The 12,324-nt window shown below is 45.3% G+C and carries 9 protein-coding genes; 3 read left to right on the top strand and 6 right to left on the bottom strand.

Annotated elements, in window-relative coordinates; all coding sequences use genetic code 11:
* Positions 1-10: 10 nt before the first annotated feature.
* The 5 genes from R7Z50_RS02140 to R7Z50_RS02120 all read right to left on the bottom strand — a co-directional run bounded on the left by R7Z50_RS02140 (position 11) and on the right by R7Z50_RS02120 (position 6,614).
* Positions 11-1,078 (bottom strand): branched-chain amino acid ABC transporter permease, encoded by a 1,068-nt coding sequence (locus R7Z50_RS02140; RefSeq protein ID WP_005382737.1) that lies wholly within the window; start codon positions 1,076-1,078, stop codon positions 11-13.
* Between the two features lie 11 nt (positions 1,079-1,089).
* Positions 1,090-1,983, bottom strand: a complete 894-nt coding sequence (locus tag R7Z50_RS02135; RefSeq protein ID WP_005373295.1) for a branched-chain amino acid ABC transporter permease — start codon at positions 1,981-1,983, stop codon at positions 1,090-1,092.
* Positions 1,983-3,935, bottom strand: a complete 1,953-nt coding sequence (locus R7Z50_RS02130; protein ID WP_005373296.1) for a long-chain fatty acid--CoA ligase — start codon at positions 3,933-3,935, stop codon at positions 1,983-1,985. The genes R7Z50_RS02135 and R7Z50_RS02130 overlap by 1 nt, the downstream gene beginning before the upstream one ends.
* Entirely contained in the window at positions 3,935-4,735 is an 801-nt protein-coding gene (locus R7Z50_RS02125) for an ABC transporter ATP-binding protein (RefSeq protein WP_005373297.1), read from the bottom strand. Before R7Z50_RS02125 ends, R7Z50_RS02130 begins: the two co-directional genes overlap by 1 nt.
* A gap of 241 nt (positions 4,736-4,976) precedes the next feature.
* Complete coding sequence (locus R7Z50_RS02120) at positions 4,977-6,614, bottom strand: electron transfer flavoprotein-ubiquinone oxidoreductase (protein WP_033906429.1); 1,638 nt, start codon at positions 6,612-6,614, stop codon at positions 4,977-4,979.
* 155 nt (positions 6,615-6,769) lie between these two features.
* Between R7Z50_RS02120 and R7Z50_RS02115 the strand changes: the two genes are divergently transcribed.
* The 3 genes from R7Z50_RS02115 to R7Z50_RS02105 all read left to right on the top strand — a co-directional run bounded on the left by R7Z50_RS02115 (position 6,770) and on the right by R7Z50_RS02105 (position 10,562).
* The gene (locus R7Z50_RS02115; protein ID WP_042523555.1) at positions 6,770-7,522 is read left to right on the top strand and encodes an electron transfer flavoprotein subunit beta/FixA family protein; all 753 of its coding nucleotides are present in this window, start codon (positions 6,770-6,772) and stop codon (positions 7,520-7,522) included.
* Positions 7,519-8,445 carry an electron transfer flavoprotein subunit alpha/FixB family protein gene (locus R7Z50_RS02110; protein ID WP_318148831.1) on the top strand — a complete coding sequence of 309 codons (927 nt, stop codon included), beginning with the start codon at positions 7,519-7,521 and terminating at the stop codon, positions 8,443-8,445. The genes R7Z50_RS02115 and R7Z50_RS02110 overlap by 4 nt, the downstream gene beginning before the upstream one ends.
* A gap of 86 nt (positions 8,446-8,531) precedes the next feature.
* The gene (locus R7Z50_RS02105) at positions 8,532-10,562 is read left to right on the top strand and encodes an acetoacetate--CoA ligase (RefSeq protein WP_318148830.1); all 2,031 of its coding nucleotides are present in this window, start codon (positions 8,532-8,534) and stop codon (positions 10,560-10,562) included.
* Positions 10,563-10,740: 178 nt separating this feature from the next.
* Here the strand turns inward: R7Z50_RS02105 and R7Z50_RS02100 are convergent, their stop codons facing one another.
* The gene (locus R7Z50_RS02100; RefSeq protein ID WP_225472997.1) at positions 10,741-12,291 is read right to left on the bottom strand and encodes an alpha-glucoside-specific PTS transporter subunit IIBC; all 1,551 of its coding nucleotides are present in this window, start codon (positions 12,289-12,291) and stop codon (positions 10,741-10,743) included.
* Between the last annotated feature and the right edge of the window lie 33 nt (positions 12,292-12,324).

The raw sequence follows: 12,324 nt of genomic DNA, 5'->3' as shown, positions 1-12,324 counted from the left end.
TAATTCCACGTTAATATGAGAACGGATAGTGTTTCCAATATGCTCGAATCTGTTGCCAGCGATGCGATAATCCTTGAGGTTCGAAAATGAGGAACAGCATGATGACTAAACCAATCGCCATTTCTTTGAAGTAAGCCAGACCATCAGTGAAAGCGGTGGTATCACCAAACGCTGAAAGCCCCGTTACGCCAAACTCTAAAACTTCAGGCAGCAGTACGATAAATATCGTCCCCATCAGCGTACCTTTGACTGAGCCTAAGCCACCAATGATGATCATTGCCAAGAACTGGATAGACATCATGATGGTGAAGCCTTCTGCTGATACAAACCCTAGATAATGTCCGTAGAGTGCGCCCCCGATGCCAGCATAGAATGCACACACTCCAAATGAGAGCAGACGATACTTAGTTAGGTTGATGCCCATGATCTCTGCTGACAGATAGTGATCTCGTACTGAGACAAACGCGCGACCGTCACGAGAACGGATTAAGTTTGATGCCCACATATACATGAAGATCAGCGCAAACAGAGCGATATAGAAAAAGCTTTCGTCAGTCGTAAACTCAAAGCCAAACAAATTAATTGGGTTCGCGCTAGCACCGTATGAGCCGCCACTGAACCAATCTGCGCGAGCAAAGAAGTCCTCTAGAATAAACTGCGCCGCCAACGTTGCGATAGCTAGGTATAAACCTTTAATTCGAGCCGCTGGCAGACCAAACAGCATCCCCACAATCATGGTTAAGTAACCCGCGAGCGGAATCGCAAACACGACTGGAATGTTAAACTGGTTATTTAACCAAGCCGATGCAAAGGCGCCAAAGCCAAAGAACGCACCGTGACCTAGCGAGATTTGTCCGGTAAAACCAACCAGAATGTTTAAGCCCAATGCCGCGATACCGAGGTATGCAATCTGAATAAACAGGTTTAGGAAGTAAATATCCAAGACCAGCGGTGCTGCCAGCATGGCGATGACACCAGCAATCGCAAGGCTTCTGATGGTTTTGGTTTCAAAAATTGGCGTATCGCTTTTGTATGTGGTTCGAAAATCCCCACATGGGCGCATGCTAAGTTGAGCCATGTTATTTCTCCTTAAATACGCTCAATATCTTTGGTACCAAACAGGCCATATGGCTTGAAGGCAAGAATGATTAACAGCACATAGAATGGTGCGATGTTGTACAGGTTACCCACTTGCAGGTATTGGCTATCAAAAAACTCAGCCAAGTTTTCTAGCACCCCGATGGTGATACCACCGACAATTGCGCCGACTACCGAATCTAAGCCACCTAAAATAACGGCTGGGAAAACTTTGATACCAATAATGGATAGCGCGTCAGATACGCCGTTAACGATACCGATAACAATCCCTGCTGTTGCAGATACCATTGCCGAAATGGCCCAACTGATGGCGAACACTTTCTTGATGGAAATGCCAAGACTCTGGGCTACTTGCTGGTTAAATGCCGTTGCGCGCATTGCCAGACCCATTTTGCTGAATTTGAAGAACCAGTAAAACGCGCCCATGATGAGCATTGAGAAGATCAAACTCAGAATGTAAGCAAACTCAACATTCAAACCTCCGATATTCACCACGTTGGTTTCAAACACTTGCGGGTACGACACAGCAGAGACGCCAAATATCCACTTCATCAGCGCTTGGAAAAACATCGATAGACCGATGGTCACCATGATCACAGAAATAATCGGTTCACCAATCAACGGTCTGAGCACAATGGTTTGCACGGCGATACCAAAAATCATCATGAACGCGAGCGTGAGTAAAAAGCCAATAAAGAACGGTAACTGTAGGTGCACCAATGCCGCCCAACATACCCACGCGCCAATCAACAAGAACTCACCCTGAGCAAAATTGACCACCTGGGTCGATTTGTAAATCAATACAAAGCACATGGCGACAACGCCATACAACATGCCAACGATCACGCCATTAATGACGAGTTGCAGTAATAAATCCGTATTCACTATGCGATCCTCCGTTGTTCGCTATCCACTAGTGTTGGCTCATGCTCAATAAGCGTTTCAATAACTAGCGACGTTTGAATGCGTGTTTTAGTGCCATCTTGATAAGTGATCACTGTATCGACATCGACTTTTGGATCGTCGCTGTAGATGGTTTCGATGATGTCTCCGTATTTCTCTGCAACCACACCACGACGCACTTTACGCGTACGAGTTAACTCGCCATCGTCGGCATCCAGCTCTTTGTAAAGTAGAATGAATTTGCTGATCTTCTGTGCATCCGGTAGGGATTCGTTCACTTTTTGAACTTCTTCACGAATCGCTTGGTACACTTCTGGTTGAGCAGATAAGTTGGTGTAGTTGGTAAATGCCAAGCCGCGTTGCTCTGCCCACTTCGCGACGATCGCATAGCGAATACAGATGATGGCAGACAGCCAAGGTCGACCTTTACCTACCACCACGGCTTCTGCAATAAACGGCGAGAACTTGAGTTTGTTTTCAATGAACTGCGGAGAGTAGCGGTCGCCGTGGCTGGTTTCCGACATATCTTTCAGACGATCAATCACCACCAAGTGACCGGAATCTTTAAAATAGCCCGCATCGCCTGTGTGCATCCAACCATCTTGAACATCTTCATCATATGCTGCTTGGTTGTTTAAGTAGCCAGTAAACATGCCTGTACTTTTCGCGATGATTTCACCAACGCCATTGCTGTCTGGGTTGATGACTTTCACTTCTGCATTATCAAACGCAACGCCAACCGAATCATAGTCCACGTCATCGGCTTGGTGGACGGTGTACGCACCACACATTTCGGTTTGACCGTAAAGCTGCTTGAGTGGTACACCGATCGCTTGCAAGTAACGGAAAGTGTCAGGCCCCATCGCCGCGCCGCCCGTTGCAGCAGATGTTAGGTTCGAAAAGCCTAAACGGTCTCGCAAAGCACGCAAAAGAATCCATTCGGCGAGTTTAGAACGTTTGCCCTGCTCTAACGCTTTGTTGGCTAAGCTCATGCCCAGTTTGTACATCTTTTGCTTAAACGGTGTCGAATCCATCATTCGTGCAGACACGTCTGCCACAATGTTTTCCCACACTCGCGGCGCTAACAGCACAAAGTTTGGACCGATTTCACGCAAGTCGGACATCATGGTTTCTTGTTCTTCCACAAAGTTAACGATTTGACGAGAAATCAACGCCTGACCAACCACGTAAACCTGCTCCATAATCCAAGGCAAAGGCAGAACAGAAACGTAGTTGTCGCCTGGGGAACGAGGGTCTGCACGCAAGTAAGCCGCACAGTGATCCAAGAACGTGCCACTGTGTAGCTGAGCCAATTTTGGTTTAGAAGTCGTACCCGACGTTGTACAAAGAATTGAAAGATCGCTGCCTTTGGTTTCAACAACCATATTGAGATATTTGTCTGGGTCCGCTTTATCAATCAGCTGACCTTTTTTGTAGACCTGTTCAACATCAATCAATCTTGGATCATCGTATTTACGCATTCCACGAGGATCGCAGTAAATAATGTATTCAACGCTAGGAATTTCATCACCAAGCTCAAGCAGCTTGTCGCATTGCTCTTCATCTTCGGCAATCACGACTTTTGCTTTGGCATAGTTGATAAGGTACGCCACCTCTTCGTGCATAGAATCTTGATAGATGCCCAGCGAGAAACCTTTGATCGCATGTGCCGCTAACTCGCCCCATACCCATTCCGGGCGGTTATCACCTAGCAAACCAACGACATCTTGCTCACCAATACCCAAATCTCGTAGTGCCAGTGCCATCCACTTGACGCGGTTTTCATAATCTTTCCAAGTGAACTCTCGCCATATACCAAACTCCTTTTCACGCATTGCGACTTGTTCGGGCCAGTTCTTGGCATTGTGTTGCAACACTTTTGGAAAGGTATCTAAGCGGGTTATATCTGCCCAATCATTATGTTGCTGTGCCATTATGCACTCTCCTCTAATGTCGGTAACTCTTCGCCTAAGTACGCTTGTTTCACATGTGGGTTGGCCATCACTTCTTCAGGCTCACCCGTAGCAATGTGTTTACCGAAATCCAAAACCAAAACGCGATTAGAGATGTCCATGACCACGCCCATGTCGTGCTCAATCATGATGATCGTGATATCTAATTCTTCATTCAGATCCATGATGTAACGTGCCATGTCTTCCTTTTCTTCCAAGTTCATACCTGCCATTGGTTCATCAAGCAGCAGTAACTTAGGTTTTAAGGCAATGGCACGAGCAAGCTCTACACGCTTACGTAAGCCGTAAGATAGCGTGCCTGCAGTCGCTTTTCGGATGTGCTGGATTTCTAGAAAATCGATCACGTCTTCCACATATTTGCGGTGCGCCATCTCTTCTTTCTGCGCATTGGAGAACCAATAGAGTGGCCCCGTGACGAAGTTATTTTTCAGTAGGTGGTGTCGGCCAACCATGATGTTGTCCAGTACCGACATATGAGAAAAGAGCGCTAAGTTTTGGAAGGTTCTTCCCAGCCCTAACTCAGCTCGTTGGCTTGGTGTACGTTTAGTTACGTCATCTCCAGCGAAGATTACAGAGCCTTTGTTTGGTGTGTATCGACCAGAGATGCAATTGAGCATTGAGGTTTTACCTGCACCGTTTGGACCAATGATTGAAAAAATTTCCTTTTCATTCACATGGAAGCTCACGTCAGTTAAAGCTTTCACCCCACCAAAAGCCAATGAAATATCGTTTACCTGCAACAGAGGCGATTCCGATACCATAGTTGATCTCCCTTTCGTTATTTAAGTGCGTTCCATTGAGCACTATTTGATCAAACCTAACTTTGATACTGGTAACCGCTTTTACACCTATGCATCAACTTTGTATTCAGTTTACGTAAACGTCAATTTAAAATCAGAATAGTGCCTGAAAGATTAAGTTGCAATCGAGTTCATCGAGAAAGATTTGAACTAACGCAAACTTTAAGTAAATAAATTGTTAATAAAAATTATTCTCAAACGCTTACATATTTGGATAGTTAGGACCACCACCACCTTCTGGCGGAGTCCAGGTAATATTTTGACTTGGATCTTTGATGTCGCACGTCTTACAGTGGATACAGTTGGCCGCATTTATTTGCAGCTCTGGCTGCTGCTCCCCCTGTACGATTTCATACACGCCAGCCGGACAATAGCGCTGTGCTGGCTCTGCATATAATTCAAGGTTCTGCTCAATAGGGATCCGCTGGTTCTCCAGTCGTAAGTGGCATGGTTGATCTTCCTCATGGAAGATATTGGATAGATAAACGGAAGAGAGGCGATCGAAACTTAACACGCCATCAGGCTTCGGATAGACAATTTCATTGCTGTTTTCCGCCAATAACAGAGACTGATGATCAGGCTTATCACAGCGGATATGCCACTTAGCTTTACCTTTTAACACGTTATGTTCCAGCAGCGCTAAACCACCGCCCAGCCACGATCCAAAGCGGTGGATTCCACTTGAGAAGTTACGTGCTTGATAAAGCTCTTCATACAGCCAAGACTGTTTGAAATGCTTTTGATAATCAGCAGTAACTGACTGACTCTCAAGGGCTTCACATACTGCTTCAGCGGCAAGCATTCCAGATTTTATTGCGGTGTGTGTGCCTTTGATTTTAGCGCCGTTAAGTGTTCCTGCATCACAGCCAATTAACAAGCCACCAGCAAACTGCTGCGTGGGAAGCGAATGAAAGCCGCCCTTGGTAATCGCTCTCGCGCCATAGCTAATACGCTTCCCATTTTTGAGGTATTGCTCAATCAACGGGTGGTGTTTAAAACGTTGAAACTCATCAAATGGACTCAAGTGCGGATTCTTATAATTCAAGTCAACAATCAACCCGACGGCAACTTGGTTTCCCTCTAAATGGTAGAGATAACTGCCACCTGTAGCTTCATTTGATAACGGCCAACCTAATCCGTGCACTACTAAACCTTGCTGATGCTGCTCTGATGGGATTTCCCACAGCTCTTTAAAACCGATAGCGTAGTGTTGAGGCGTTTTCTCTTCAGCAAGATTAAATCGGTTAATCAACTGCTTACCAATATGCCCCCGTGCGCCTTCAGCAAATAAAGTAAACTTCGCTCGCAGTTCAATACCAGGTTCGAAATTTTCTTTTTGTTCACCATTTTTATCTAATCCCATATCGCCCGTGATCACGCCACAAACACGACTATCTTCATCGATGATCGCTTGACTGGCGGTAAAACCTGGGTAGACCTCCACCCCCAAGTTCTCAGCCTGCAACGCCATCCATCGGCATAGACTGCCCAAACTTATGATGTAATTACCTTTGTTATGTAACGTATTAGGCACCGCCCAAGAAGGCAGTTCATGACCATTGATGTCATTGCCTAGATAGTAGGTTTTATCTTGGTTTACTTTGGTATTGAGCGGAGCGCCTTTCTCTTCCCAGTCGGGAAAAAGCTCATCCAAACTCCGCGTTTCAAACACCGCACCCGATAAAATATGCGCTCCAACTTCAGAACCTTTTTCTACCACGCAAACAGAGAGGTCTTGTTTTTTTTCTGCTGCTAATTGTTTGATTCGGCATGCCGCAGACAAACCTGCGGGACCAGCGCCTACAATCAGAACATCAAATTCCATGCAGTCTCTTTCCATGATTGCATTCCTTTTTCTTTGCATGTTGCCAACTTGTTAATCAACAATATATTTAAAGTTGACGCAAACGTAAAGGTAAATTAACATCATTTTAAAGACGTCATCACATCGTCTTCACTGTAAACACATAGTCTTCACTGTAAAAGGAATCTAACGTGAAAATACTAGTGCCAATCAAAAGGGTCATTGATCCCTACGTTAAAGTTCGCGTGAAAGCGGACCATAGCGATGTTGAAACCAATAACGTCAAGATGACGATTAATCCATTTTGCGAAATAGCCGTTGAAGAAGCCGTACGACTAAAGGAGCAAGGTATTGCAGATGAAGTCATCGTTGTCAGTGCTGGCGGTAGCCAGTGTCAGGAGCAACTACGTACCGCGCTTGCATTAGGCGCCGATCGCGCTATTCATGTCGATACTGAAGACAAAATAGAGCCATTAGTTGTTGCTAAGCTGCTCAAAGCTCTAGTTGAGCAAGAACAAGCACAGCTTGTGATTACGGGTAAACAATCCATTGATACGGACAACAACCAAGTGGCTCAGATGCTGGCCGCCCTACTTGACTGGCCTCAAGCAACTTTCGCTTCCGACGTGAAGATTGAAGATCAAAAAGTTCAGGTCGTGAGAGAAGTGGACGGCGGCTTGATGACGGTCGCGATGAACTTACCTGCGGTGATCAGTACTGACTTACGCCTGAATGAACCGCGTTTTGCCTCTTTGCCTAATATCATGAAAGCTAAGCGCAAGCCGTTAGATACCATCACACCTGACAGTCTGGGTGTTGAAGTGGTATTTAGCCAAACCATTCAAGAAATCACACCGCCAGCGCAAAGAAAAGGTGGCATCAAGGTTGAATCTGTCTCAGAGCTTCTCGATAAGCTGCGTAACGAAGCGAAGGTGATTTCATGAAGAACTTAATCATAGCAGAGCATGACAATAACCAATTGCATGCGGACACACTCAAAGTGGTTAATGCAGCAAAACAAGTCAGCCAAGACAATGTTTTGATCGTAGTGGGCCACCAGTGTGAAGAAGTCGCTCAGCAAGCTTGTCGCGTTGATGGTATATCAAACGTAATTTGTGTCGATTATGAGCAACTTAAGCATCAATTTGCCGAGAGTATCGCACCTATTGTAGTGAGTATTGCTGAAGGTTTTGACGCAATCTGGGCTAGCTCATCATCAAAAGGGAAAGACCTTGCACCTCGAGTAGCAGCGAAGTTCGGCGTTGGGCAAATTTCCGATATTGTCCAAGTTATCGATGAAAACACTTTTATCCGCCCTATTTACGCAGGAAACGCATTTGCCAAAGTGACCACCAGCGACAAGGTTCGCGTCATCACCGTGCGCGCGTCTGCGTTTGAGCCGGTTACTTGTCGCAACCAAGCTGATATTAAGCATCAGCAGGTCACTATCTCAGCTCCAATGGTTGAATTGGTTTCTGTCGATAAAACCGTGTCAGAACGTCCTGAATTAAGCGCGGCAGAGGTGGTTGTGTCAGGTGGACGCGGGGTCGGTAGCAAAGAGAACTTCGCGTTGATCGAACAAGTGGCCGATAAACTAGGTGCTGCCATTGGCGCTTCTCGCGCGGCGGTTGATGCCGGGTTTGTTGCCAACGACTTACAAGTGGGTCAAACCGGTAAAATCGTTGCACCTAAGCTTTATATAGCGGTTGGGATTTCCGGTGCCATCCAGCATCTTGCAGGAATGAAGGAATCCAAAGTGATTGTCGCGATCAACAAAGATCCAGAATCTCCTATCTTTGAAGTTGCCGACTATGGATTGGTTGGTGATTTATTTGAGGTACTACCTCAGCTTGCCGAACAACTTTAAACGATCAGATAAGGGGCGAACACTGCTATGTTCGCCCCTTTATTTTGTTTTGGTCATATTCAAAAGAATTGAAATTAGAGGGACCTATGCCAAATTCTACACCTATTTGGTCACCATCTGCTGAGCGCGTCAGCAATAGCAACTTATTACGGTTCATTGAAAAGGTTAATAAAGACAAAGCCGAAGGTGCCGTAATCAACAATTACCCGTCTCTACACCATTGGTCCATTGAGCACAATGATGAATTTTGGCGACATACTTGGCAGTTTTGCAACGTAATCGGAGATATGGGTTCGCAAATCAAGAGCCTTGGCAGTCCCAAATGGACACAAACAGGTTCTAGTCATCACCATGTAAATAGAGACACAGTATGGTTTGCTGACGCCACGCTGAACTACGCAGAGAACCTCCTATCTCAGGCTGAACAAGCACCAGAGCGTGAGTTTATTGTTTTTAGCAATGAAAGCGGTGAACACCGACAACTCACCGGTAAACAGTTGCTTGAACAAGTTTCCGCCATTCAACAATGGCTACTCAATTGTGGTGTCGGTAAAGGCGATGTCGTTGCGGGTTATTTGCCCTACCTTCCTGAAACCGTTATTGCCATGCTGGCCACCACCAGTCTTGGTGCCATTTGGACTTCAACCTCTCCTGATTTTGGTATCGATAGTGTCGTAGAGCGTTTTGGTCAGGTCAAGCCGAAAGTTCTTTTTTGCTGTGATGGCTACCAGTTCGGAGGCAAAGCTTTCGATATGACGGACAAGAACACCACTCTTAGTAGTAAGTTAAGCAGTGCCTCCGAAGAGACTACTATTAGCGTATGCCAAATCGAATATTTACAAAACGCTAAGAGAGCTACCACTTCTGACTTTGTCTCTTGGTCCGATATTACTCACCACTTTTCTCCACAATCAATTCAATATCAACCAACGCTGTTTAATGACCCATTATTCATTTTGTATTCTTCTGGTACAACAGGTCAACCTAAGTGTATTGTTCATTCCGCAGGCGGTACCTTGCTCAATCACCTCAAAGAACATCAACTGCATTGCGACATCAAATCGCAAGACAAGGTTTTCTACTACACAACATGTGGTTGGATGATGTGGAACTGGCATGTTTCCGCTCTTGCGAGTGGTGCAGCCTTAGTGATTTACGACGGTAGTCCGGTTTACCCTGATCACTCCGTCTTATGGCGATTAGCTGAAGAACATAACGTGTCGCTGTTTGGTACTTCAGCGAAATACTTAGAGGCACTGGAGCAGGCAAACTGCTCTCCAAAACTAGAACATAACCTGAAGTCACTCAAAACTCTGTGCTCAACTGGTTCGGTGCTTTACCCAGAACAATTTAATTATGTCTATCAGCACATCAAGCAGGACTTGCATCTCGCTTCTATCGCTGGCGGCACAGATATTTGCGGATGCTTTGTACTTGGAAACCCTATTTCACCAGTTTACAAAGGTGAATGCCAAGGCTCAGGGCTGGGAATCGACGCACGTGTTCTAGAGGATGATGGACATACTATTACGCAAAAACGCGGCGAACTGACTTGTAATAACTCGCTACCTAACTTCCCTATTGGCTTCTGGCACGACAACGGCGAACGTTATCACAACGCTTATTGGAGCAAGTTTACCGATATCTGGCACCATGGCGACGATGTGATGCAAACCGAACATGGCGGCTTTATTTTTTATGGCCGTAGTGACGCAACCTTAAATCCAGGCGGCGTACGAATCGGTACCGCTGAAATCTACCAGCAAGTGAACGCGTTACCCGAGGTTGAAGACTCCATCGCTGTCGGCAAGTTAAACCAGCAGTCTGAAGAAATCTGGTTACTAGTAAAACTCGCTCACAACGTCGAGTTAACCCAACAACTCACCGATTCAATTCGCCAAACATTGAAAACAAAATGTTCACCGCGCCATGTCCCACGACAAATTTTTGCTATCAGTGATATTCCTAAAACGCGCTCAGGCAAATTGGTTGAGCTAGCAGTGAAACAATTGGTAAACGGACAAGCTGTAAAAAACATTGGTGCTATTGCTAACCCAGAAGTACTGGAAGAAATTAAAACGCTTTTCAACATAGAAAGTGGCGCCACTGTCACTTAGAGACTCAACAAGTCTTCCAACAATACAGACGGGTATAACCTAACTGTATTTTTAGCTCGCTCGATAACTCCTCCCCACTTTCGTGGAAACTGCGCGAAATATGCTTCATGTACACAAAAAAGGTGAGATAATTCTATCTCACCTTTGAGCCATATGAGCTGGAGCATTAGTTTGGGGGTTAAGCTTTTATCAGTTGGCTCATATCTTCGCGAACTTGTGGCACCGTTAAACCAACGATGATTTGAAGGCTCTCTTGATTTCTAACAATATTCACCGCTCCGTGCTGTGTGAAAAATGCGTTCTCCTTTACCAGAGAGACATCTTTAACTTTAACACGCAGACGCGTCGCGCAATTAGTTAACAAGTCAATGTTTTCTTTTCCACCCAAACCTTCAATAAAGGCACTAGCTTGTGACGGACTTGCGCTACTGTTATGGACCGCTTTCGTTTCTTTGTAGTCAGCTTTTGAATACAACTTACTATCTGCACCTTCACGCCCCGGAGTAAGTATGTTGTATTTTAAAATAAGCGCGCGAAACGTAACAAAGTAAACACCAGTAAACATGAGACCAATAATAATCTGAATCACGTATGTTCCTGCATGGTTACCAGCCAAAGGCAACCAGTTTTGGAAAATGAAGTCTATCAAGCCAGTCTGAAAGTTACCGGAAACACCAAACATAAAGGCGATCGTTGCCATTGTCGCAGATAACAACGCATGCAAAGCAAACAGCGCAGGTGCGATAAATAAGAATGTAAACTCTATTGGTTCGGTGATCCCTGTAAGAATTGCTGTGATTGCGGCTCCGAGCACTAACCCCATCACCATCTTTTTATTTTCTTTTTTCGCAACTGAATAGAGTGCTAGTGCGATACCCGTACAACCAAACACTTTACCCATTCCCGTCAACATCAAACCACCCTGAGGAAATTGTGTCGTTAAACTTTCCGAGTTCTGGGCGAATGTCTGTATATTTTGAATCCAATAGGCAACCGTTCCGCCATCGACTGCAACTGGCCCATAAAAAACGGGACCATATACGAAATGATGCAACCCCGTTGGTATCATGATTCGCTCTAAAAACGTAAATAGCCATACCCCTAACGATCCAGCAGAAACCAAAAATGATTGCAGATTATTAATACCATGCTGAATACTTGGCCAAGTCAAACAAGTTAGAATTGCCATCACGACCATAATTGGGAAGCTAATGATCACAACCAATGGCGTTCCGCCAAATACAGCCGCCCAATCCGGTAGCTTTTTATCAAAGAATCGGTTGTGAACCCAAACAGAGAGACTTGCAATTAAAATCGCACCTAGCAAGTTGGTATCAAGCGTTAGAATGCCACCAACTTCAGTCAAGCCTCGCTCACCTTCCGTATAGTTAACGCCCAGTTCTGGCCCCCAAAATTGAAGGATTCCACCAATAACGTAGTTATACGTAATGTAGGAAACAAGTGTTGCAAGTACAGCGCGACCAGATGCTTTTTTAGCTAAAGCGATAGGTAACCCAACGGCAAAAATAAGTGCCATATTTTTAAATACAGCGAGAGATGCCTGTAAAATGATCGTCGAGACTTTAACCCAAGCACTCCCCTCTAGTGCCCAAGGGAACACTTCTTGATTTAACAGCACAACAGAGAAACCCAATAACATGCCCGCTGCTGGAAATAATAGAACGGGTACAAACATCGCGGCCCCGAACCTTTGAATAATGTCTTTCATATAAACCTCTTGTTTCATTCACGGAGCCTACAA

It is taken from the genome of Vibrio sp. 1249-1, assembly GCF_033340495.1.
The sequence above is the reverse complement of the archived record's forward strand: the minus strand, read 5'-3'. Positions and strand labels throughout refer to the sequence as shown.